Here is a 22,338-nt window from a genome sequence, read left to right as displayed (position 1 = left end):
GGTTAATAACCTCATATTATCTTTGAAAAAGCGCTTTTAAATGCCACGACGCTCCTTTCTTCGCCTTTCCCGACAGCGCAGGTTGCGGCTGTTCTTTTTTCTTAATCTTGCTCTGGTGACTGGGCTAATTGCTCACCAAATTTGGTTGTATGTAGCAGAACCCAAATTTGAGTCGGTGCATACCCTTGAAGTGGCGAATATTCGCGAGGTGTTGAAGGAGCGAACCGACTATCGCTTTGCGGTGGTGGGCAATATCAATAACTCGGTGAGCGTGTTTCAAAAGGAGATTGTGCCGCTCATCAATCAGAGCGGCATCGATTTCCTGATTTCCGCTGGGAATGCCGTCAATAGTGGGCAGCAGGAGAGCTACCAGGCGATTTATCAGAGTCTGGAGCAGCTCAATGTCCCTTACTTACTCACCTACGGTGAAAATGAAGATAGTGATTTCGGTAGCTATCTGTTTTACGAATATTTTGGGCCGCACTTTTACTCGTTTGTAGCGGGCAATAGCCACTTTATCTTTCTTGACGGTACCGGCAAGTCCTCTACCTCCTGGCAGCTTGATTGGTTGGAGCGTGAGCTTACGGCCTCAGAAACACAGCATCGGTTTCTATTTGTTGGTTTGCCGCTGCACAACGTAGTGCGCGACGCGCCGCTGTTTGAAGCGGACAATTATCTCAATGATTCTCGCTTAGCCGATGGCATTATGGCGCTGGCAGAGGAGCATGACGTTGACACCGTATTTTCCGCCAACTTAACGCTCTTTTCCCAGCAGACGATTAATGGCGTGGATTACGTGACCACCGGAGGCGCGGGAGGCATCCTCATCGATGCCGATAGCAGCTTTCACCACTACGTCATCGTCAATGTAGAGGGTGAGAATGTCGCTATTGCGCCGGTGCGGTTAAATGTGGATAGCCCTGGCTGGTGGCGGATGGTGAGTAGTGTGGCTTCCACGGTGTATGCATTTTTCTACGTTAGCTATACGCGGTTTTTGCTGATTGTGGGTATGTTGACTCTGCTCGCACTGCGCTTATATCGGCTAATTTTCGAAGATCGCGACTACTATCCTGATTTTGATATCGACCCAACGCCTTTCCTGGGTAAATCTCTGCGCGTAGCGATGATCTCTAATAACTACTTTCCTTTTGTATCGGGGGTATCGGTCTCGGTGGATCGCCTGCGCAATGGCTTATGTGATCTAGGCCACACCATCCAACTGTTAGTGCCGCGCTACCGAGAAACGTGGCAGGACGACAGCTCAATAAAACGCATCCCCACGCTAATGGCATTTGGGCAGAAGGGCGAGTTCCGGTTAACCAATCCGTTCAGTGCGCGTTTTCGTCGTTGCCTGCGTGGGTTTAAGCCGGATGTTATTCATGTTCATCATCCCTTTTGGCTCGGTTCCATGGGCCTGTTTATGGGGCGTCGGCTCAAGGTGCCAGTGATCTACACCTATCACACCCGCCTGGAGCACTACGCCCATTTCGTGCCGTTGCCCGGTGCGCTGTTTCGTAATTTGATTTCCCATACCCTGATCAAGCGCTTCTCTAATCGCTGCCAAGGAGTGATTGTGCCGACTTATTCCGCCGAGGAGTATCTGCGCATGATTGGAGTGAAGACTCCCTCGCTGGTGCAGCCCACAGGCATAGATGTGGCACGCTTTTCTCACGTTGAGGAGAGTGAGTTGGAAGCGCTGCGCGAGCAATTAACTATCGACCCTGCAAGTAAAATATTGATTAGCGTCTCGCGGATTAGTAAGGAGAAAAACATTGGCTTTATGCTGGAAGCCCTCGCCGAGCTTCAGTCACAGGGGCATGATGATCTTCATCTGCTACTGATTGGTGATGGGCCAGACCGGGAGGCGATTCAAAACCAAATTGATACTTTGAAACTGACCTCGCAGGTCACCCTGGTCGGAGCGGTACCGCCTGAGCGCATGGCGCTTTATTACCATCTTGGCGATATATTTGTGTTTGCTTCGACCTCAGAAACCCAGGGTATGGTGATTCTTGAAGCAATGTCGGCGGGGTTGCCGGTCGTGGCGGTGCGCTCAAGCGGTATCGATGATGTGGTGCGCCAAGGGGTCAATGGGTTCAAAACACCGCAAAATCGTCAGGCCTGGGGGCAAAGGGTGGTTGAGTTAAAAGATAACGCTGAGCGACGCCGGGAGTTGGGTAAGCAGGCCAGCCACTTTGCTGAGGAGTTTGATATTGCCAACTTTGCCTCAGCGGTGGCGGGCTTTTACGCCGAAGTGCTGGCCAAATATCACTCGCCTTCGCGGTGAGGCTGTTTTTTTGCCGCTTGGCGGCGGTTAGCATAGCGTTTAAGGCCTATTAACAAGCTAACGCCAGCCGCTAGCCCGACAGCCGCTAAGATGATTTCTTTGGTCGAGGCAGCGGTGAACAGTGCGCCTAGCTGGCTGCCCAATAAGATCACCGCTGCCAGCCCCGGTACGATGCCCAGGGTGGAGCCGATCATATAGTCGCGAAACTTAAGGTGAAAAGCGCCCGCCAGCATATTGGTGAGCGTGAACGGGGCGAGTGGCAGCAGGTTAATCACCGTCATGGTGCGAATGCCGCGCTTGGATAAGTAACCCGATAGGCCACGCAGATGACGCCCGCCATAACGCATAAGCGCCTCACGGCCTAACCAGTGGCCTACCCAGTAAGACACAATCGAGGAGGTCAATGTGCCTAGCGTGGCGTACACCAGCCCCCATATCGGGCCAAACAGTAAGCCAGTCACCACCACCAGTAGGCTAAGTGGAAACATCACCAGCAAGGCGCTGGCATAAGTGGCCATTACCGCAGCAAACATCCAGGGCGCGGTACGCCACTGGCGAATGTAAGCGATAAACTCGCTAAGGCGCGCCTGGGTGAGTAGGTCGTAGCGCTGCAGTACCTGCCACATGACGCCCAGCAGCACGACGATTACCAGCAGGCCTACGCCCTTGCCCAATGTCCGCGACATGCCCACTCCCATCGGCTAAAAAAGCGCTAGCATACGCTAGCCGTCCAATGGGATGAAGGCGCTTTTCCATTAAGTGCAGTTGTTAATCAGCGGTTTATTAGTTGTTGAGCTGGGCTTCAATGACCGGCCAAGCGGGGTCGCCGTCAGTGGTGGTGACGTCTGCCAACATTGCTTCAATGCGTTCTGGGTGGTCGTTGATCCACTGTTCGGCGACGTCGGTAAGATCCTGCTCTTCCTGGCCAAACGCCTGAATCATCCAGCTCTGCTCTTCAGCCGAAAAGGTAAACTGCTCAAAGAAGGTCACTACGTTAGGGGTGGCTTCAGCGTAGCCACTGCGCAGCAGCGTCAACACATCGCTTTCACCGTTGTTCTCACCGAACAGGTCTTCAGGATCTTCCAGGTAGCGCATGGGCAGCTCAAGGTTCATCCAGTGGGGCGTCCAGCCTACCCAGACAATCGGTTCCTCACGGGAGATGGCGTCACGTGCAGCGGAAAGCATGCCCACTTCACTGGTATCGACTACCTGCCAGTCACCTAACCCCCAGGTGTCGTTGTCAATGGCGTTGTGAAGAATCTCACTGGCAGCAGAGCCTGCGCCGAAGCCATAGATTTCACCCTCGAACTGCTCGCGATTTTCGTCTAGATCAGCAAAGCTCTGAATGCCACTCTCATACAGATATTCCGGCACCGCCAGGGTCATTTGCGCACCATCGACGTTATTCGCCACGTCAATCAGTACACCCGACTCCTTGCGGGGATTGAACATCTCACGCTGGGCGGGCAGCCAAGCCCCTAGAAAGGCGTCGATATCGCCGCTTTCGATACCCTGGTAAATCACCTGTAGGCCGATTTCCTGGGTGCTGGTTTCGTAGCCGAGTGGGTTTAATAGCTGTTCGGCGATAGCCGTTTTTACTGTAATGCCGGGCCAGGCGGGCACACCGAAATCGAGGGTTTGGTCGTCGGCGTGAGCCGCCGAGGCAAATAGCGCGGTAGTGGCGAGGGCAATGCCTGAGGCGAGAGGCTTGAGGTGTGTCATAGGATCTCCTTGCTAGGTTTTTGTCTGATAGGTGTTGTTGTTAAACAGTGATTATTGAATACCGCTAAACGTTACGGGCCAGCACGCGGAGGCGTGAAGCCAGCATGTCGCGGTCTAAATAGGTGCCCTGTAAATGGCGTGCGCCGCTGTTGGGATCGAACTCGCGCCGTCCGTGGAGTACGCGACGATTATCAAAAGCGACCATTTGACCAGGGCGAAGGGTGAACTCTAGCTGGTGCGCTTCGCTGTGGAACAGCTTCCACAATAGAGCGTAGGCGCTGTACCAGGCGTCCATCTGCTCTACTGGTAGGTGAAGGGCATCGCGAATCCAGTTATTCAGGCGCATCTCAACCAGATTGCCTGCGCTATCCAGAGTGATCACCGGTGCCCGCATTGAAATATCGTGGGTTTCATCCTGAAAGCGAAAATCAATCGGTGTTTCGCTAAGAATCGTCAGCGCTTCTGGAGACTCCTGGCGCAGAGCTTCTACGACCCGAGCGCCATCAGCAAATAACGATTCGCCGCCGCTGGCACCGTTTTGCAGGCAGTAGAGCAACTGAATGTCTGGCGGTTGGCGCCAGTTGGGTAAATCGATATGCAATGGCAACCCTACCGCGGTATAAGCCGCGTTGTTGGGATTGGGTTTGGAGCGCACATCAAAGCGGGCGCCAAAGTTGGTGGCGCGCAGGGGGCCAATACGTTCAGCTAAGCGGCTTACTTCCTCTTCTACCAATGGGCCGTCGGTAATCAGTGCCAGCCCGTCGCGTAGCATGGCGGTTAGCCAGGCTTTCTCGCCTAGAGGGGTTAAAAAATCGCTATGGCTGATGTGCTCGGGAGTGAAGTTATCGACCCAAGGCTTAGCGTTGGGTACCGCAGAAGTCAGCTCGGCTTCCGGGCGGCGCTGGTAAAGCCAGCCGCTATGAAAGGCACTGACATGACCATCTTGCCATTGCAGGTGTAAGTGCCCATCTAGCAGAGCAACGCTGGGTGGCTCAGTGATGGGTTCAAGCGGCAGGTAGAGCCTTTCCCGGGTCTGCGGATGCCGGCAGGCCGGGCAGGCGCAGTGGTCGCGCAGCCAGAGCAGGGGCAGAGTAGTTTTTTGACCATCTAGCCACTCAAGGGCAATGCCATTGTGGGCAAGCGTCGCTTGAGTGAGTACCGGGCCCGCTTGATAAGGACTTAATTCGCCCATCTCAGGGGTGTTTGCATGGGGGGGCGTTAAGGTGGTCTCTGCTGTGCTGTTCATTAAAACTCCGATTCGCTCCCTCTGTGGCATTACGTAGGGGTGTGCGTTTGTGCCAACCAGGATGCGGAGTAGCCGCAGCAGTGACAAACGATTAATCTGACCCCTAAGACATCATTTAATTTATAGGTCTCTTTTTCATGAGCCAATTACCGCCATTGTTATGGCTACAAGCCTTTGAATCTGCGGCGCGTACCTTAAGCTTTACCGCTGCAGGCAATGAGCTGGGGGTTACCCAAGCGGCCATCAGCCAGCGCGTCAGGCTGCTGGAAGACCGGGTGGGGCAAAAGCTCTTTGTTCGTCATGCACGCAGCTTAACGCTTACCCCCGCTGGGCAGGCGTGGCTGCCGAGCATTCACGATGCGTTTGTGCGTATTAGTGAGGGCACCCTGGAGGTCTTTGGCAGCACCTCTGAGCAGCCAGTGACGCTGCGTGCCACGCCGGTTATTCAGCAGTCGTGGCTGGCGCCGCGTTTAATTGCCTTCCACCGGGCTCATCCCCAGGTGTCGATTCGTGTAGTAAGTGCTATCTGGCCCGATGACTTTGGCCCCGAAGGGGCGGATATCGAGATTCGCTATGGCAAAGGGGAGTGGACGGGCGTTGAAATGCAGCCGCTAGGCGAAGAGCAACTGCTGCCCGTTTGCTCGCAGGCGTTAGCGGACACGCTTACTGCGCCGAGCGATCTGGCTGGGCATACGCTGCTGCACGCTGTCGGTTTTGGCGTGGGGTGGCCGGGGTGGCTGCAGGAAGCGGGGGTTGCTCACCTGGAAGCGCAGTGCTGGTCGCTCACTTGCGATAACCAGGTGATGACACTGGCGCTTGCTAGCCAGGGCGGTGGCGTTGCGTTAACTCACCGACGCTTAATGGAGCAGCGTAGCGATTTGGTGGCGCCTTTTGAGCTCAGTGTGCCCAGCGATGAGCGCTTCTGGTTGGTTCGCCCTAGCCGGCGCCACGTTAGCGACGAATCCGAGCTGGTATGGCGGGGGCTTTGCGATTCAATGTGATAAGTGGTTATTGCTGTTTTAAAGTCTTTTCACCAATTTCCTTGCCATTTTGGTGCAGCCGTGAAAAATGATGCGCTTTCATTGTTTAAAAAGGCGTGATCTTCATGGACTTTACTCTCCCTCCGTTGCTGACATCGCTGGTGGATCGCGGCAACGGCTTGCTCTGGGGCAGCGTGCTGATTTATCTGCTGATTGGCGCGGGTCTCTATTTTACTGTGATGACACGCGGTATTCAGCTGCGCTATTTCGGCCATATGTTTAAGCTGCTGGGCAGCTCCCGACAATCAAACGGCGGTATCTCTTCGTTTCAAGCGCTCTCAACCAGTCTGGCGGCCCGAGTCGGTACCGGTAACCTGGCGGGTGTCGCGGTGGCTATTTATTTTGGTGGCCCTGGGGCCATTTTCTGGATGTGGATGACCGCAATGGTTGGGATGGCGACCAGTTTTGTGGAGTCCACCCTGGCTCAGGCGTACAAAACAGACCACGGCGACAACACCTTCCGCGGCGGCCCTGCGCGTTATATTGAGCGTGGTTTGGGCTTGCGCTGGCTGGCTGTGCTGTTCTCTATCTGTTTGATCATTGCCTTTGGGTTAGCGTTCAACAGCGTTCAGGCCAACTCTATCGCCCAGGCCATGGAACAGGCGTTCGCCATTCCCACCTGGGCCATGGGGTTAGTTTTGATGGCTGTTGTGGCGCCGATCATCTTCGGCGGTTTGAAGTCGATTGCCAAGGTGGCTGAACTGGTGGTTCCGCTCATGGCGCTGCTCTACTTAATTCTGGCGCTGGTGGTAGTCGGGTTGAATATCAGTGACTTGCCTGCAGCGATCATGACCATTGTGCGCAGTGCATTTGGCTTTGAGCAGGCGGCCGGTGGGGCAGTAGGCTACGCGGTATCCCAGGCGATTATGAACGGCATTCAGCGCGGGCTGTTTTCCAATGAAGCGGGGATGGGCTCAGCGCCCAATGCCGCGGCCACGGCCTCTACGCGGCCAGATCATCCTGCTGCCCAGGGCTTTATTCAGATGCTCGGGGTGTTTCTGGATACCCTAGTGATCTGTACGGCCACGGCGGCCATCATCATTATGGCGGGGCCGGAGCTGATGGCGGGCGATGAGAACAACGGCATTCAGTTGACCCAAATGGCGCTTTCCAGCCATGTGGGCGATTGGGGCGGTATGTTTATCGCGGTGGCGATTCTGCTGTTTGCGTTTACCTCGGTGATTGCCAACTACTCCTACGGCGAGTCCAACATTGAGTATCTGGCCGGGCGCCGCGCCCCGGTTGCCGTGTTTATTTACCGCTTAGCGGTGCTGGCGATGATTATGATTGGCTCGGTGGCAAGCCTGGGGGCGATTTGGAACTTCGCCGACCTCTCTATGGGTATGATGGCTATTATTAACCTGGTCGCTATTCTGCTTCTCTCGCCAGTAGCTTTCGCACTCTTCCGCGACTACGAAGCGCAGTTGAAAGCGGGCAAAGAGCCTGTGTTTGATCCCAGCCTTTTTCCCAAGCTGGTTAATAAAGTCGATCCCAAGGCCTGGCCCAAGAAGTAATCAAGCTTAAGAAAACGAGCTATAGTCATTTAATCCACTGGCTGTGCCCCGCTTCGCATTTTGCGTCGCGGGGCTTTTTATTTTATTGGCCGTCGCATGATTCGATTTAATCGAATATAAGTCGGAAAACGTTGCGCTTTTGCTTATTAGAAAGCGCCGTAGAATAGCTTCCAATCCTTCCCTGTACATTTTGGAGCTTTCAATGACGACTCGTGCCCTGGTAATTACCTCTTCTATTCTGGCTGAAAACGGCCAATCCATTGCGTTGGCTAATCGCTTTATCGAGCAGGCGAGCACCCGCAACGATGTAAACGTTACTCAGCGTGACGTGGTGAAAACCTCGCTCCCTCACCTGGATATTAGCGAACTGGGGGCTTGGCAGGTGGCGGCCGCAGAGCGTACCGCTGAGCAGCAGGCGTTAGCCGCGCGCTCGGACGAACTGCTGACTGAGCTGCGCACCAATGATGTGCTGGTCATTGCGGTACCGATGTACAACCTGGGTATTCCTTCACAGCTGAAGGCGTGGTTTGACCGTGTTCTGCGTGCAGGTGAAACGTTCCGCTATACCGAAAACGGCCCGCAAGGGTTGGTAGAAGGCAAGCGAGCGATTATTCTGGCAGCGCGGGGTGGTCAGTACGCGGGTACGGAATTTGACAGCCAAACACCACACCTGAAAGCCATGCTGGGGCTGATGGGAATTAAAGAGGTTGACGTGGTCTATGCTGAAGGGCTGAATTTGGGTGAGCAGCAGCGCGAAGCTGCAATAAAAGAAGCTTTCCAAGCGATCGATCAACTGGTTGAGGGGCTTTAAGCACATTCAGAAGCGCCCTCAAGAAATAAAAGGATAGTCACATGGCTCGGCCGGAATTACTCGAACAGATTTACACTATTGTCGATCAAATTCCGCCGGGCCGGGTGACGACCTATGGCCGCATTGCCGCCATGACCGAAGGCGCGACGCCGCGCATGGTAGGTTCGGCGATGCGTCACCTGCCGGATGGCCACCAGTTGCCTTGGCATCGCGTGATCGCATCGTCTTTGAAGCTTGCCGATCACGGCGGTGCAGAACGCCAGCATCGCAAATTGCGTGACGAGGGTGTTCTGTTTGATGCCAAAGGCCGCGTACCCGCTCACCTAGTCTGGCCTGATTAAGCTTTAAGGCACTTTTAAAACAACAGCGCCGCCCAAATTGGGCGGCGTTATCGTATTTACGAATGCCTTTGATAAATGCGACTCTGTGGCGGGTCTTGGTAATGTGCTTTACACCTCACCCCTCACATTTAACGCCTCACTTTTCCCCACATTTAACCCCTCAATCCTCCAGATTGGCACCTGATTTCCACGACCAGTCGCGCCAGCGTAGGTCAAACAGATCCTTGCGGCGGTCTTTAAGGTTGGTCACCGAACCTTCGGCACGTACTACCGTTAGGCGAGTGAGGTCCAAGTCCGAGAAGAAGATCATCTCGGTATTGGGAGTAGTTTCCGCCAGTACCGCATCGTGGGGGAACGCGAAGTCAGACGGCGAGAACACCGCTGATTGGGCGTACTGGATATCCAAGTTTTCAATCGAAGGCAGGTTGCCGACGCTGCCGCAGAGCACCACGTAGCACTCATTTTCGATCGCCCGCGCTTGACTGCAATGGCGCACGCGCAGGTAACCGTTTTTGGTGTCGGTCCAGAAGGGCACAAACAGAATGTCCATATCCTGGTCGGCCAGCAGTCGGCCCAGTTCCGGAAACTCCACGTCGTAGCAGATCAGTATGCCCACGCGGCCAGCGTCGGTATCGAACACCTGTAGCTCATCGCCGCCCTCGATCACCCAGTCGCGACGCTCTTGAGGTGTAATATGCAGCTTGGCCTGGCGCTCAACGGTGCCGTCACGGTGGAAGAGGTAGGCGATATTGTAGAGTCGGTCATCGTCACCTACTTCAATCATCGAGCCGCCGACAATATTGATATTGTAGGAGACCGCCATACGTGACAGTTCAGACTTAAAACGCTCGGTGAAGCCGGCCAAAAAGCGAATCGCGCCCATTTGATCCTGCTGGGCGGCGCGGTCTTGGAGGCCCATCAACGGCGCGTTGAACAACTCTGGGAAAACGGCAAAGTCACTTTGATAGTCGGAGAGCGCGTCTACGAAGTACTCGATCTGCTGAAGCGCGGCTTCCACCGATGAAAACTCACGCATCTGCCACTGCACCGCACCCACCCGTACTTGGGTCGGTTTGTTGTCGAGCACACTGGCAGCGGGCTCAAACAAAATGTTGTTCCACTCCAATAGGGTGGCGTAACCGCGCGACTGCTCATCTTCAGGCAGGTATTTGCGCAGTAGGCGCTTTACCTGAAAATCGTTGGCCTGCTGGAAAGACAGAATCGGGTCGTAGATCTCTTTGCGCGAGACTTTATCAATGTATTGGGCAGGCGTGAGTTCATCGGCGTGCTGGTGATACTCAGGAATACGCCCACCGGCTAAAATCGCCCGTAGGTTCATTGAGCGACATAGCTCTTTACGCGCTTCATAAAGGCGGCGGCCCAGGCGATAACCGCGGTAATCTGGGTGAATCAGCACATCCAGCCCGTACATGGCGTCGCCATTCTCGTCATTGAGGATGATCTCGCGATGGCCAATCAGGTCATCGTACTTATGCGGGTTGGAAAATTCGTCGTAATCCACCTGAACGGTGAGTGCTACGCCCACCAGAAGGCCATCGTCTTCAATCGCGATTTGGCCGTCGGGGAATTCCTGAATTAATTTGTCAATGGTGCGCTTTGGCCATGCTCCGCCGATATCGCGATAGACGGCGTCCATCAATGCCTTGAGCTGATCGTAGTCATCGCTCATTAGGTTGCGCAGATTAAGATGCAGTTCTTCCAGGGACATATCAGGGCTTCCCAGCGTTAGAAATCGACGGCCATTCTAGCATTATCGGGCGCTGCTCGGCTTATCCGAGGTTAAACCACGTGCTAACGGGCGTGTCAGCGTTTGCGCCATAATGACACCCGCCAGTATCAGCAGCCCACCGGTAAAGTGGAACCCTGCCACTTGTTCACCCAAGAAGGCCATCGCAATCAGTGCGCTAAACAGTGGCATTAGGTTGATGAAAATACTCGATTGATTGGCACCGATCTGGCGAACCGCGCGCATCCACAAAAAGGTGGTGATGATCGAGGCAGGAATGCCCGCGTAGACAATCAGGCCGATATTCTGACTATCAATAGGTGTCATTGGCCCCATCAAATAAGGCGGTAACAAGAACAGCACCGCAAAACAGACCTGGGCGTAAAGCATGACCCAGGGCGGTAAATTCATCGACCAGCGTTTGAGCATCACCCCATATAGCGCGTAGCAAGTGGCTGCTACCACCATCAGCGCATCACCAAGGGCAACCTCTAGCTGTAGCAGCGAGAGCGGATTACCACGCCCTAGCAGAACGGTAACCCCCACGAAGGCCAGCACGCCGCCCACAATGCCGCCCAGGGTCGGCGGCTCGCGAAGAATCAGCGCGCTCAGCAGTACCGTTAACAACGGCACCATGGCGGCGAGAATCCCCATGTTGGTAGCGGTCGTCGTTTCTGCCGCCACATAGGCCAGCCCTTGCCATAGGCCCATGCCGAGTAGTCCAAGCAGCGCTAGCTTAGGCCACTGGCGGCGAATTTCGTCGCGGTGGCGTAACGCTGCAGGGAGTACAAACGGGGTCATCACCGCAAGGGCAAGCAGCCAGCGTAAAAAAGCGATACTGCTTGGCGCGATGGCGCCTACGCTAAGCTGATTAATGGTCATATTGCCCGACCAGATAAGCACGGTGGCGAGTGGCGGCAAAAAATACATCAAGGGCATAGCAACGGTTCCTTATCGTTAGCCGGGTAATGTGACGCGAATTTGCACACTGGGCAAGGGGGAGAACGGCAAACCTGGCAATATTCAGATAGGTAAAGGTCTGTACGTTGCGGCGAGTATGTCATACGCTTGTTTGAATGCGTTTTAACACTGTTACTAATAATACCAAGGAGTACCGTGATGACCCGTGCGCCCGCCTATCCGCACCTTTTCCGCCCGCTGACCATTGGCCATTTGACGCTGCCCAACCGCGTTTTGATGGGCTCTATGCATACCAATTTGGAAGAGGCGCCCAATGGCTTTGAACGCTTAGCGGCATTTTATGCCGAGCGTGCGCGGGAGGGGGTTAGCCTGATCGTCACCGGCGGTATTGCCCCTAATGCGGAAGGCGCCGTATTCCAGGGCGCCCACGCGCTCGTTGATGAGGCGCAGTTGCCAGAACACCGCCAGGTGGCAGACGCGGTGCATGCTGAGGGCGGTCATCTGTGCATGCAGATTCTTCATGCCGGGCGCTACGCCTACTCGCCGGATTTGGTAGCACCTTCGGCTATCCAGGCGCCGATCAATCCCTTTATGCCTAGAGCACTTTCTAGCGATGAGGTTGAGCAACAAATTGCTGACTACGTTCGCTGCGCAAGCTTAGCCAAACAGGCGGGCTACGATGGCGTTGAGATCATGGGGTCAGAAGGTTATCTGATCAATCAGTTTATCTGTCAGCGTACCAACCAGCGTGACGATGAGTGGGGCGGGGCGTTTGAAAACCGGATGCATTTTGCCGTTGAGATCGTGCGCCGTGTTCGCGAAGCGGTGGGTGAACGATTTGTGATTATCTTCCGCCTCTCGATGATTGATTTGGTCGAAGAGGGCAGCACCTGGGAAGAGGTCGTCACGCTGGGCCAGGCGATCGAAGCCGCCGGGGCGAACGTGATCAACACCGGTATCGGTTGGCACGAAGCGCGGGTGCCCACCATTGTGACCAGCGTGCCCCGCGCTGCCTTTACCGAGGTGACCCGGCGGATCAAATCAGCACTATCGATTCCGTTGATTACCACCAACCGTATCAATATGCCTGAGGTAGCCGAGCGCGTACTGGCGGCGGGCCACGCGGATATGGTCTCCATGGCGCGGCCTTTCCTGGCAGATCCCGCCTGGATACGCAAAGCCGAAGAGGGCTTGGCTGAAGAGATCAATACCTGTATCGCCTGTAACCAGGCCTGCCTGGATCACACCTTTGCCGGAAAGCTGACCTCCTGTTTGGTCAACCCCCGTGCCTGTCATGAAACCGAACTGGTGATAGAGCCCGCGCAAACCCCTAAACGCGTCGCCGTGGTGGGCGGTGGGCCCGCGGGTCTGGCAACGGCCGTGACAGCCGCTAGCCGCGGACACAGCGTGGTGCTGTTCGAACAGCGCAGTGAGCTAGGCGGGCAGTTTAACTACGCGCGTAAGATCCCCGGCAAAGAGGAGTTTAATGAAACCCTGCGCTACTACCGGGTGATGCTGGAGAAATATGCGGTAGAAGTACGTCTAAACACTACGGCAAGCGCAGAAACCCTCGCCGCTTTCGATGAGGTGGTCATGGCCACCGGCGTTAAGCCCCGGGAACTCAATCTTCCAGGTCACGACCACGGCAAGGTGTTGAGCTACGCCGAAGCGATTGAATCTCCCGAGCGTGTTGGGCGTAAAGTAGCGGTGATTGGCGCGGGAGGTATTGGTTTTGATGTGTCCGAACTGCTGGCCCACCAAGGCCACCCAGCCTTGGACATTGCCGACTGGTGCGACGAGTGGGGCGTTGATTTGGCAGTCGGCGAGCGGGGCGGTTTAAAAGCGCCGACGGCTCCAGTGGTTCCCCGCGAAATTGTCATGCTCCAGCGTAAAACTTCCAAGCCTGGCAAGTATCTGGGGAAAACCACCGGTTGGGTTCACCGCGCATCGCTTAAGCAGCGGGGAGTGAAAACTCTCACCGGCTGCGAATACCTCAAAATCGACGACGAGGGGCTGCATATTCGCCGCGATGGCGTTGACCAAGTACTTGCCGTGGATAGCATTGTGGTGTGCGCCGGGCAGGAGTCAGTGCGCGATCTACTGGCGCCGTTGGAACGCGCACGGGCGGTGGTACATATAATCGGCGGCGCGGATGAAGCTAGCGAACTGGATGCCAAGCGGGCAATTGAGCAGGGCACTCGATTGGCCGCTAGCCTATAGGCTGGATAGAGTAAATTTCATAAATCCCCATTCACCATGTTCGAGGGTAGGTTGAAGCGAGGGTCTTTCGCCATGGATGGCGAAAGTAGCGTCCATGGACGGATTCACAGCGCCCTCGCGGAAACCTGCCCTCGGCCACCGACGTGTCCCGAGATAGTTCTGTGTAGGTGAGTTGAGCGGGTGACGTTAGCCCATAAATGGCGATAGACTAAATGACTAATCTAGTTATTAAGAATAGCTAGATATTAAAGGCGCGAGTGGCACCCAGCTCGCGCCGTTCGATCGCCAGATAAAAGGACTGTCGTCATGACCTCGGAGTGTAGCCCGCGTTTTTTAGCCAGTGATAACACCTCCGGTATCTGCCCGGAGGCGATGGAATATCTACTAGAAGCCAATCGTTGCGATGACTTGGCCTACGGTAACGATCTCTGGACAGCCCGTGCCGCGGATCGCTTTCGCGAGATGTTTGACTACGACTGCGATGTCTTCTTCGTTTTCAACGGCACCGCCGCTAACTCCCTGGCACTCTCTGCAATGGGACGCAGCTACCACAGCGTTATTTGCCACGAGCTGGCGCATATCGAAACCGACGAGTGCGGCGGTCCAGAGTTCTTCTCTAACGGAGCGAAGCTGCTGACCTCTCCGGGTGCCAATGGCAAGCTAACGCCGGAAGGCATTGAGGCGCTGGTCACCAAGCGCAGCGATATTCACTACCCAAAACCTAAAGTGGTATCGCTCACGCAAGCCACCGAAGTGGGCACGCTCTACTCCCGGGAAGAGCTCATGGCGATTCGTGCCATTGCCGATAAACATGACTTGCGCTTGCACATGGACGGCGCCCGCTTTGCCAACGCTTGCGCCAGTCTAAATGCCACTCCCGCAGAAATTACCTGGCAGGTGGGAGTGGATGCGCTGTGTTTTTCGGGTACCAAAAACGGCTTAGCGTTTGGCGAAGCGATTCTGTTCTTTAACCGTGAATTAGCCGAAGATTTTTCCTACCGCTGCAAGCAGGCAGGGCAGTTGGCTTCCAAGATGCGCTTTGTCTCAGCGCCGTGGTTAGGGCTACTAGAAAGTGGTGCCTGGTTAACCAACGCACAGCACGCCAACGAGATGGCGCGCTACCTATCGGAAGGGCTGCAAGCGCTACCCGGCGTATCGCTCATGTTCCCTACCCAAGCCAATAGCGTGTTCGTTGAATTGCCGCCCCACGCTATTGAAGCGTTGAAAGCTAAAGGCTGGACCTTCTATACCTTTATTGGCGCAGGTGGCGCGCGTTTTGTATGTGCGTGGAACACCACCGTTGAATTGCTGGATGGTCTATTGGCCGATATTCGCGCGGTACTTGAGCGTTAAAGCCGTCAGTTACTCTCTTTTTTGCCGCTGTTGGGCGCTTTTGACCTAGTGATGTCGCTGCCTAAAGCAGCGACATCACTGCTTTAGCGCTTTGCGTTTATTTGAGATGCTTGGACTAACGCAACTATTCGTCTGAATAATTCTCTTATCTATATCGCTGCTGCGTTGAAGGTTTTAGTCATCACTTTTTGCTAATGCTGACTACGCTAAAAAAGCGACACCTCGTTTGGCACGCCGTTGCGAAACATTTGGCTTGACGGTGACTGCCTGGGGATGGGCCACAGGAGAGTTTCATGAGCATCTTTGATCACGTTCAAGACCGTTTTTCCCGCGTTCAGCAAGAGGACATGAGCCTGGAGGAGTATCTGGCGCTTTGTCGCCGTGATCCGAAGGTTTATGCCAGCGCCGCCGAGCGCATGCTGGAAGCCGTAGGCGAGCCTGAAGTGATCGACACGGCGAAAGACCCGCGTCTATCACGTATTTTTTCCAATAAAGTGATTCGTCGCTATCCAGCCTTTGCCGAGTTTCACGGTATGGAGGAGGCCATTGAGCAAATCGTCTCCTACTTCCGCCATGCGGCTCAAGGGCTTGAAGAGCGCAAACAGATTCTCTATCTGCTTGGCCCTGTGGGCGGCGGTAAGTCGTCGCTGGCAGAGCGTCTTAAGCTGCTGATGGAGCGGATTCCGTTCTATGCCATTAAAGGCTCGCCGGTCTACGAGTCGCCGCTTGGCTTGTTCTCACCCGAAGAGGACGGCGAACTGCTCGAGAAAGAGTACGGTATCCCACAGCGCTATTTGCGCAGCGTAATGTCGCCCTGGGCGGCAAAACGGCTAAATGAGTACGGCGGCGATATCTCCCAGTTCCGGGTAGTGCGTTTGTACCCATCACGGCTTAACCAGATCGCTATTTCCAAAACCGAGCCGGGGGATGAGAACAACCAGGATATCTCGTCGCTGGTGGGTAAAGTCGATATTCGCCAATTGGAGCTTTACTCCCAGGATGATCCGGATGCCTACAGCTTCTCTGGCGGTTTATGCCGTGCTAACCAGGGGCTGATGGAGTTTGTGGAGATGTTCAAAGCGCCGATCAAGGTGCTGCATCCACTGCTTACCGCGACGCAAGAGGGTAACTACAACCCCACCGAAGGCATGGGGGCGATACCTTTTGATGGTGTAATTCTGGCCCACTCCAACGAGTCGGAGTGGCAGGCGTTTCGCAATAATCGCAATAACGAAGCGTTCCTTGATCGGGTTTATATCGTCAAGGTGCCTTATTGTTTGCGGGTTACCGAAGAGATCAAGATCTATCAAAAACTACTCGAAGACTCTTCGCTTAACGCCGCGCCCTGCGCACCGGACACGCTGCGCATGTTGGCCCAGTTCTCGGTACTGTCACGGCTAAAAGCGCCGGAAAACTCCAATATTTACTCGAAAATGCGCGTTTACGACGGTGAAAATCTGAAAGACACCGACCCTCGCGCCAAGTCGATTCAGGAGTACCGCGACGCCGCAGGCGTTGACGAGGGTATGCAGGGTCTCTCCACTCGCTTTGCGTTCAAGATTCTCTCTAAGGTATTTAACTTCGACAGCACCGAGGTGGCTGCTAACCCAGTCCATTTACTTTATGTGCTTGAGCAGGCGTTGGAGCGCGAGCAACTGCCATCGGAAGTGTTTGAGCGCTACTTGGGCTTTATCAAAGAGTATATGGCGCCTCGTTACGTGGACTTTATTGGTAAGGAGATCCAGACCGCTTACCTCGAATCCTACAGCGAGTATGGCCAGAATATCTTTGACCGCTATGTGACCTACGCAGATTTCTGGATTCAGGATCAGGAATACCGCGACCACGAAACCGGCGAGTTACTAGACCGCCAGGCGCTCAACGAAGAGCTGGAGAAAATCGAAAAACCCGCGGGTATCTCGAATCCTAAAGACTTCCGCCACGAGGTGGTCAATTTTGTGCTGCGGGCGCGGGCGCAAAACAACGGTATGAACCCGAGCTGGCAGTCCTATGAAAAGCTCAAGGGCGTTATCGAGCACAAAATGTTCGCCAATACCGAAGAGCTGTTGCCGGTGATTTCGTTCAATGCCAAGGCTTCTCGCTCGGATCAGAAAAAGCACGAAGACTTTGTGGCGCGGATGGTCGATCGCGGCTACACCGAAAAACAGGTGCGGTTGCTATCCGAGTGGTATCTGCGCGTGCGCAAGTCCCAGTAATGGATGGTGTGCTTAAGATGAGCGTTTAAGGAGGTCGTATGACCTACTTTATTGATCGAAGGCCGAACGCGAAACATAAAAGCGCGGTGAACCGGCAGCGCTTTTTGGAGCGCTACCGTAAGCATATCAAGCGCTCGGTTGAAGAGGCCGTTAACCGCCGCTCGATTACGGATATGGAGCGTGGTGAGAACGTTTCGATACCGGCAAAGGATATCTCCGAGCCGGTCTTCCAGCATGGTCCGGGTGGGGCGCGTAATATCGTTTCACCCGGTAATAAAGAGTTTGTCGCCGGTGATAAAATCCGCCGCCCCAGTGGGCAGGGGGGCGGTGGTGGCGCAGGCGAGGGCGGCCCCTCTAATCAGGGTGAAGGCGTCGATGAGTTCGCTTTTACGCTGAGCCGCGAAGAGTTTTTGGAGTTTGTTTTTGACGGTTTAGAGCTGCCCCATTTGCAGCGCAAACCGTTGAAATCGCTTGAAGAGGTCAAAATGGTGCGGGCGGGGCTCTCCCGGGACGGTGTGCCGTCGCGGATTAGCATTACCCGCTCTATGCGCGAAGCCTATGCTCGGCGCATTGCTATGCGCGCGCCGATTAAACGGGCGTTAAGAGAGGCGATTGATGCCCTGGAGGCCGAAGAACGCAAGGACACGGTGCTGCGTAATCCCACCCGCATTGCCGAGCTGAAAGCCGAAATTGAGCGTCTGGAGAAGCGCATCGCGGGCGTACCGTTTATTGACACCTACGACCTGCGCTACCACCAACTAAGCGCACAGCCTCAGCCTTCCAATCAAGCGGTGATGTTTTGCGTTATGGATGTCTCCGGCTCGATGACCCAAAACCACAAAGACATCGCCAAGCGGTTTTTCCTGCTGCTCTATCTGTTCTTGGAGAAGCACTACGAGAAGGTCGAGTTGGTTTTTGTGCGCCACCATACGGCTGCTCGGGAAGTCAGTGAAGAGGAGTTTTTCTACTCGCGGGAAACCGGCGGTACGATTGTTTCCAGTGCGCTGAACCTGGTGAATAAAATCATCGAAAAGCGCTATCCCGTTGGCCAATGGAATCTGTATGTGGCCCAGGCGTCCGATGGTGATAACTGGGATGATGACTCGAATATTTGCCGCGACTTACTGGTCAAACAGTTGATGCCGCAGCTGCAATACTACGCCTACGTTGAGATCACGCCCCATGACCATCAGTCACTGTGGCATGAGTACGAAAGTGTGGTGAAAGAGTTCCCCGAGCGCTTTGCCATGCGCCAAATTGTGGAGGCGGGCGATATTTATCCGGTCTTTCGTGAACTGTTTAAGCGCCGCTTAAGCCAGTCCTAGTGACCTTGTATACAGGTTAGTGACCGCGTGTAGAGGAGGGGGCTATGAGTGCGACCCGCAAGCGTAAGCCGATTGCCACCGGCTCCGATTGGAACTTCAGTGTACTGGAGCGTTTTGATGCGGAGCTGGCCAGGCTCGCTGATGAGTATCGGCTAGATACCTATCCTAATCAGATAGAAGTCATCACTACCGAGCAGATGATGGATGCCTATGCGAGTGTAGGCATGCCGGTGGGCTATCACCACTGGTCGTTCGGCAAGCAGTTTCTAGCCGTCGAGCAGGCGTACAAGCGTGGCCAGATGGGCTTAGCCTATGAACTGGTGATCAATTCCGACCCCTGCATCGCTTATTTAATGGAGGAGAATACGCTGATGATGCAGGTGTTGGTGATGGCTCACGCCTGCTACGGCCACAACTCCTTTTTTAAGGGGAACTACCTGTTTCGCACCTGGACCGATGCCTCTTCAATTGTTGATTACCTGGTGTTTGCGCGTAAATATATCGCCAAGTGTGAAGAACGCCACGGCGTGCAGGCCGTTGAGCAGTTACTGGATGCTTGCCATGCGCTACAAAACTATGGGGTCGACCGTTACAAGCGGCCCTCGCCGATCTCTGCCGAGGAAGAAGCGAAGCGCCAGGAGGAGCGTGAAAGCTACCTGCAAACCCAGGTGAATATGCTCTGGCGTACCATTCCTGAGGCACCTATCAGCGATTCACCGCTGTCAACGGGGGGCCTGCATGCTGACGATGACCCATTGGGCTTGCACAGCGGCGGCCACTATCCTCCGGAACCTCAAGAGAACCTGCTCTACTTTATTGAAAAAAATGCGCCGCTGCTGGCGCCCTGGCAGCGTGAAATCGTGCGGATTGTGCGCAAGTTGGCGCAGTATTTTTATCCTCAGCGGCAGACCCAGGTAATGAATGAGGGCTGGGCGTGCTTTTGGCACTACACGCTGATGAACCGGCTCTACGACGATGGCAATGTCGATGAGGGATTAATGCTGGAGTTTCTGCAGTCTCACGCGGCGGTCATTAACCAGCCAGCGTTTGATAATCCTCACTTCAGTGGGATTAACCCCTATGCTCTTGGCTTCGCAATCTTTATGGATATTAAGCGGATCTGCGACGCACCCACCGATGAGGATCGCGAGTGGTTCCCTGATATTGCAGGCACTCCGTGGCGGGAAACGCTGGAGTTTGCGATGCGCAACTTCAAGGATGAGTCGTTTATTCAGCAGTTTTTATCACCGAAGGTGATGCGTGACCATAAACTGTTTTTGGTGGTGGATGACGATCAGGTGGAGACCCTTGAAGTCGCAGCGATTCATAACGAACAGGGCTACCGCCAGGTTCGGGAAGCGCTTGCCACTCAGTACGCGCTCTCTGTCCGCGAACCCAATATTCAAGTGGTTGAAGCGGCTATTCGTGGGGATCGCTCGCTAACACTCCATCACGTGCAGGATAGTCGCCGCCCATTAGGCCGCAGTGTTTATCCGGTGATTCGCCATCTACAGCAGCTATGGGGCTTCCCTGTTCATCTTGTCTCTTTGGAAGAGGGACGGGTAACGCGGCGTTTTCATTGGCCGGTAGAGGATGAAAGCCCGGCTTCTTAGTTGCTAGTGTGACTAAAACAAAACTACCCCGCTCAAATGGCGGGGTAGAGGTGCTTATACGACTATCAAGTTTTAAATGCTTAAGCCTGAGCAGTCCAGGATTGGCACCAGCCAGCGGGTGCTACGCTATTCTCTGGAAATAGCTGGCAACCCTCAGTGTCTGCATTAAAGAACATGCAGTTATCGCAGCGTTCGCCCTCTTCATAAGCGGGATGATCGCTGGCCTCACTGGCGTCTTCTACATAGTTAAGCGCTTGGGCGTTGCTTGCGGAAGGATCAAGACGCGGCAGCTCTTGGGCGAAAGCAGTTTTAGAAAGAATGCCAGCTCCCAGTGGAAGGGCTGCAAGACCCAACATGCTGTTGCGCATAAAGTCACGACGGCTCTTATTAGCCATGATTTCTCCTTATCGTCACGGTCTGACGTTTGGTCACGTTGTTGGGTGGTTATCCACCTCTTTGTGCTCCGCGTAGTCTTATAAGCCGGAGCTCTCTGCTACATCTTTCAATCAGTTGTATTTTCGACCTACTATTTTTTTCAACCTACTACAATTTAGGCCAGCCGTTTTCAACCCTATTCTTAAACTACATGCTAGCGGATGTATAAGGGTTGTGCGAATAGTGCTGCTGGAATAGCGACAATTGGTCACGCTGTCGCCGGGTGCTGCGCTCGCTTCCTCGTCGCTGCTATACTCTGCCCAGCTTTGACACTACTTTTATGACCATTTTCTCTTAAGGGGCGCGCCATGCAAAACGCAGTCATTTTAATCAATACCGATAAAGGCCAGGTCAAGGCCGTGGCCGAGCGCTTGGCCGATGTAGAGGGCATTAGCGAGGTGTACTCCACCTGCGGCCGCTACGACTTAGTGGCCATTGCTCGCACCCGTGATTTTGAAAGCTTGGCTGAATTGGTGACTGAGCGCCTGAACGCCGTAGAAGGTATCAGCGATACAGAAACCCTGAATGCCATGCAGGTTCACTCCCGCCACGATCTTGAAACCATGTTCTCTTTGGGTTGGTAGCCCTTTATTATTTGGTTACACGCAAAGCGTTCACGAACGCAGTGAAAATGAAAAAGCGCTAATGTAAGCATTTAACAAGGGGAAAGTCTGTTGGGAACATCGCTTTTGAGCTGGCGTCGACAGGGGCGACGCCTGGGCATTGCTGTGCTTTTTGTGGTAGTTGGCACAGGGCTGTGGGAGTTTCAGGAGCGCCAGCATAAAGATGCTTACACCTGGATGGGGGTGCCAACGTGGGAGGAGTTTCGCCCCACTACGATGCACCGAGTGCTGCGCAATGATGGCTACTTGGTAGGCTGGTCCGATGTGCGGGTCAATCCGCTATGGGTAAGTTATCAGGTTGAAGCAGTAGACGACTCGAGCATCGGCCCAAGGCCAAATTTTCAAGCCGATTGGCGCACGCTATGGCCGATAGGCACCGACAGCTACGCCGGTAGCGGTTACGACCGGGGCCATTTAGCGCCAAACTACGCCATTGCAGCGGTGCATGGGCGCAGCGCTCAGGTCGATACCTTCCTAATGAGCAATATGTCCCCGCAACGGCCCAACCTGAATCGGCAGCTCTGGCAGCGGTTAGAAGAAGCAGTGATGGATCACTTTGCGCCGCGCTTTGACCGGTTGCAGGTGATTACCGGCCCCATTTACCCAGAACACTTTATGGATAACGTGTTCAACCGGGTAGGGTTGGTCGAAGTGCCTTCGGCTTTTTACAAGATCATAGTAGCGCCGCACAACGAGGCACCATTAGCGTTGGCGTTTATCATGCCACAAGACGTTCAGGGCAATGAGCCGCTGGATGACTATTTGGTGACCATTGATGAGATTGAGGCACGCACAGGGCTTAACTTCTTTCCAGAGTTAGCAACGGAAGTAGAGTCTGTATTGGAAGGAGAATTACGTACACAGGGGTGGGCACTTGACGAAGTGGCAAGGCGCCCGGGGCGGTATCAATAGCCGTTTAAGTAC

18 protein-coding genes are annotated in these 22,338 nt (G+C 54.6%); 12 read left to right on the top strand and 6 right to left on the bottom strand.

All coding sequences use genetic code 11. The features are described from left to right. Positions 1–40 precede the first annotated feature (40 nt). Positions 41–2,287 carry a glycosyltransferase gene (locus RO22_RS09115; RefSeq protein WP_041158167.1) on the top strand — a complete coding sequence of 749 codons (2,247 nt, stop codon included), beginning with the start codon at positions 41–43 and terminating at the stop codon, positions 2,285–2,287. Here the strand turns inward: RO22_RS09115 and RO22_RS09110 are convergent. The 3 genes from RO22_RS09110 to RO22_RS09100 all read right to left on the bottom strand — a co-directional run bounded on the left by RO22_RS09110 (position 2,269) and on the right by RO22_RS09100 (position 5,255). After that, positions 2,269–2,973, bottom strand: a complete 705-nt coding sequence (locus RO22_RS09110; protein WP_022522707.1) for a TVP38/TMEM64 family protein — start codon at positions 2,971–2,973, stop codon at positions 2,269–2,271. The two genes, RO22_RS09115 and RO22_RS09110, sit on opposite strands and share 19 nt — an antisense overlap. 97 nt (positions 2,974–3,070) lie before the next feature. Continuing rightward, positions 3,071–4,009 carry an ABC transporter substrate-binding protein gene (locus RO22_RS09105; protein ID WP_041158166.1) on the bottom strand — a complete coding sequence of 313 codons (939 nt, stop codon included), beginning with the start codon at positions 4,007–4,009 and terminating at the stop codon, positions 3,071–3,073. A gap of 64 nt (positions 4,010–4,073) precedes the next feature. After that, positions 4,074–5,255, bottom strand: a complete 1,182-nt coding sequence (locus RO22_RS09100; RefSeq protein ID WP_022522708.1) for a TauD/TfdA family dioxygenase — start codon at positions 5,253–5,255, stop codon at positions 4,074–4,076. Positions 5,256–5,392: 137 nt separating this feature from the next. On the opposite strand from RO22_RS09100, the gene RO22_RS09095 reads away from it, so the two are divergent. From RO22_RS09095 to RO22_RS09080, 4 genes are all read left to right on the top strand, one after another. Next, complete coding sequence (locus RO22_RS09095; RefSeq protein ID WP_022522709.1) at positions 5,393–6,256, top strand: LysR substrate-binding domain-containing protein; 864 nt, start codon at positions 5,393–5,395, stop codon at positions 6,254–6,256. A 104-nt stretch (positions 6,257–6,360) separates the two neighbouring features. Further along, positions 6,361–7,809: an alanine/glycine:cation symporter family protein gene (locus tag RO22_RS09090; RefSeq protein ID WP_022522710.1), complete on the top strand. Its 1,449-nt coding sequence runs from the start codon at positions 6,361–6,363 to the stop codon at positions 7,807–7,809. A 202-nt stretch (positions 7,810–8,011) separates the two neighbouring features. Next, entirely contained in the window at positions 8,012–8,620 is a 609-nt protein-coding gene (locus tag RO22_RS09085) for an FMN-dependent NADH-azoreductase (protein ID WP_041158165.1), read from the top strand. A 41-nt stretch (positions 8,621–8,661) separates the two neighbouring features. Beyond that, positions 8,662–8,961, top strand: a complete 300-nt coding sequence (locus RO22_RS09080) for an MGMT family protein (protein ID WP_022522712.1) — start codon at positions 8,662–8,664, stop codon at positions 8,959–8,961. Positions 8,962–9,121: 160 nt separating this feature from the next. On the opposite strand, the gene RO22_RS09075 is transcribed toward RO22_RS09080, so the two are convergent. Further along, positions 9,122–10,690: a bifunctional GNAT family N-acetyltransferase/carbon-nitrogen hydrolase family protein gene (locus RO22_RS09075; RefSeq protein WP_041158164.1), complete on the bottom strand. Its 1,569-nt coding sequence runs from the start codon at positions 10,688–10,690 to the stop codon at positions 9,122–9,124. Positions 10,691–10,732: 42 nt separating this feature from the next. After that, positions 10,733–11,647 carry a DMT family transporter gene (locus RO22_RS09070; protein WP_009287651.1) on the bottom strand — a complete coding sequence of 305 codons (915 nt, stop codon included), beginning with the start codon at positions 11,645–11,647 and terminating at the stop codon, positions 10,733–10,735. 180 nt (positions 11,648–11,827) lie between these two features. Here RO22_RS09070 and RO22_RS09065 point away from each other — a divergent pair, with 180 nt between their 5' ends. The 5 genes from RO22_RS09065 to RO22_RS09045 all read left to right on the top strand — a co-directional run bounded on the left by RO22_RS09065 (position 11,828) and on the right by RO22_RS09045 (position 20,356). Then, a complete protein-coding gene (locus tag RO22_RS09065; protein WP_039859679.1) occupies positions 11,828–13,849 on the top strand; it encodes an NADPH-dependent 2,4-dienoyl-CoA reductase in 2,022 nt (673 codons plus the stop codon). A 306-nt stretch (positions 13,850–14,155) separates the two neighbouring features. Next, the gene (locus tag RO22_RS09060; protein WP_009287653.1) at positions 14,156–15,202 is read left to right on the top strand and encodes a threonine aldolase family protein; all 1,047 of its coding nucleotides are present in this window, start codon (positions 14,156–14,158) and stop codon (positions 15,200–15,202) included. A 293-nt stretch (positions 15,203–15,495) separates the two neighbouring features. Beyond that, positions 15,496–17,418 carry a PrkA family serine protein kinase gene (locus RO22_RS09055; protein WP_009287654.1) on the top strand — a complete coding sequence of 641 codons (1,923 nt, stop codon included), beginning with the start codon at positions 15,496–15,498 and terminating at the stop codon, positions 17,416–17,418. A gap of 38 nt (positions 17,419–17,456) precedes the next feature. Next, positions 17,457–18,743 (top strand): YeaH/YhbH family protein, encoded by a 1,287-nt coding sequence (locus tag RO22_RS09050; RefSeq protein ID WP_009287655.1) that lies wholly within the window; start codon positions 17,457–17,459, stop codon positions 18,741–18,743. Between the two features lie 44 nt (positions 18,744–18,787). Then, entirely contained in the window at positions 18,788–20,356 is a 1,569-nt protein-coding gene (locus tag RO22_RS09045; protein WP_009287656.1) for a SpoVR family protein, read from the top strand. Between the two features lie 80 nt (positions 20,357–20,436). Here the strand turns inward: RO22_RS09045 and RO22_RS09040 are convergent, their stop codons facing one another. Further along, the gene (locus tag RO22_RS09040) at positions 20,437–20,751 is read right to left on the bottom strand and encodes a high-potential iron-sulfur protein (protein ID WP_022522716.1); all 315 of its coding nucleotides are present in this window, start codon (positions 20,749–20,751) and stop codon (positions 20,437–20,439) included. A gap of 348 nt (positions 20,752–21,099) precedes the next feature. On the opposite strand from RO22_RS09040, the gene RO22_RS09035 reads away from it, so the two are divergent. Both RO22_RS09035 and RO22_RS09030 read left to right on the top strand, forming a co-directional pair. Further along, positions 21,100–21,375, top strand: a complete 276-nt coding sequence (locus RO22_RS09035) for an Lrp/AsnC family transcriptional regulator (protein ID WP_008958975.1) — start codon at positions 21,100–21,102, stop codon at positions 21,373–21,375. A 105-nt stretch (positions 21,376–21,480) separates the two neighbouring features. Continuing rightward, positions 21,481–22,326, top strand: a complete 846-nt coding sequence (locus RO22_RS09030; protein ID WP_041158163.1) for a DNA/RNA non-specific endonuclease — start codon at positions 21,481–21,483, stop codon at positions 22,324–22,326. Positions 22,327–22,338: the final 12 nt, after the last annotated feature.

The sequence above is a fragment of the Halomonas sp. KHS3 genome, from assembly GCF_000830495.1.
Classification (GTDB): domain Bacteria; phylum Pseudomonadota; class Gammaproteobacteria; order Pseudomonadales; family Halomonadaceae; genus Vreelandella; species Vreelandella titanicae.
Note: the sequence above shows the minus strand (reverse complement) of the source record. Positions and strands in the feature narration are given on the sequence as shown.

Bases quoted from the DNA above. Each gene is read 5' to 3' on its own strand.
- RO22_RS09045 (WP_009287656.1), top strand. From the start codon at position 18,788: ATGAGTGCGACCCGCAAGCGTAAGCCGATTGCCACCGGCTCCGATTGG.
- RO22_RS09095 (WP_022522709.1), top strand. From the start codon at position 5,393: ATGAGCCAATTACCGCCATTGTTATGGCTACAAGCCTTTGAATCTGCG.
- RO22_RS09065 (WP_039859679.1), top strand. From the start codon at position 11,828: ATGACCCGTGCGCCCGCCTATCCGCACCTTTTCCGCCCGCTGACCATT.
- RO22_RS09075 (WP_041158164.1), bottom strand. From the start codon at position 10,690: ATGTCCCTGGAAGAACTGCATCTTAATCTGCGCAACCTAATGAGCGAT.
- RO22_RS09090 (WP_022522710.1), top strand. From the start codon at position 6,361: ATGGACTTTACTCTCCCTCCGTTGCTGACATCGCTGGTGGATCGCGGC.
- RO22_RS09070 (WP_009287651.1), bottom strand. From the start codon at position 11,647: ATGCCCTTGATGTATTTTTTGCCGCCACTCGCCACCGTGCTTATCTGG.
- RO22_RS09115 (WP_041158167.1), top strand. From the start codon at position 41: ATGCCACGACGCTCCTTTCTTCGCCTTTCCCGACAGCGCAGGTTGCGG.
- RO22_RS09100 (WP_022522708.1), bottom strand. From the start codon at position 5,255: ATGAACAGCACAGCAGAGACCACCTTAACGCCCCCCCATGCAAACACC.
- RO22_RS09085 (WP_041158165.1), top strand. From the start codon at position 8,012: ATGACGACTCGTGCCCTGGTAATTACCTCTTCTATTCTGGCTGAAAAC.
- RO22_RS09055 (WP_009287654.1), top strand. From the start codon at position 15,496: ATGAGCATCTTTGATCACGTTCAAGACCGTTTTTCCCGCGTTCAGCAA.
- RO22_RS09035 (WP_008958975.1), top strand. From the start codon at position 21,100: ATGCAAAACGCAGTCATTTTAATCAATACCGATAAAGGCCAGGTCAAG.
- RO22_RS09050 (WP_009287655.1), top strand. From the start codon at position 17,457: ATGACCTACTTTATTGATCGAAGGCCGAACGCGAAACATAAAAGCGCG.
- RO22_RS09080 (WP_022522712.1), top strand. From the start codon at position 8,662: ATGGCTCGGCCGGAATTACTCGAACAGATTTACACTATTGTCGATCAA.
- RO22_RS09105 (WP_041158166.1), bottom strand. From the start codon at position 4,009: ATGACACACCTCAAGCCTCTCGCCTCAGGCATTGCCCTCGCCACTACC.
- RO22_RS09110 (WP_022522707.1), bottom strand. From the start codon at position 2,973: ATGTCGCGGACATTGGGCAAGGGCGTAGGCCTGCTGGTAATCGTCGTG.
- RO22_RS09060 (WP_009287653.1), top strand. From the start codon at position 14,156: ATGACCTCGGAGTGTAGCCCGCGTTTTTTAGCCAGTGATAACACCTCC.
- RO22_RS09040 (WP_022522716.1), bottom strand. From the start codon at position 20,751: ATGGCTAATAAGAGCCGTCGTGACTTTATGCGCAACAGCATGTTGGGT.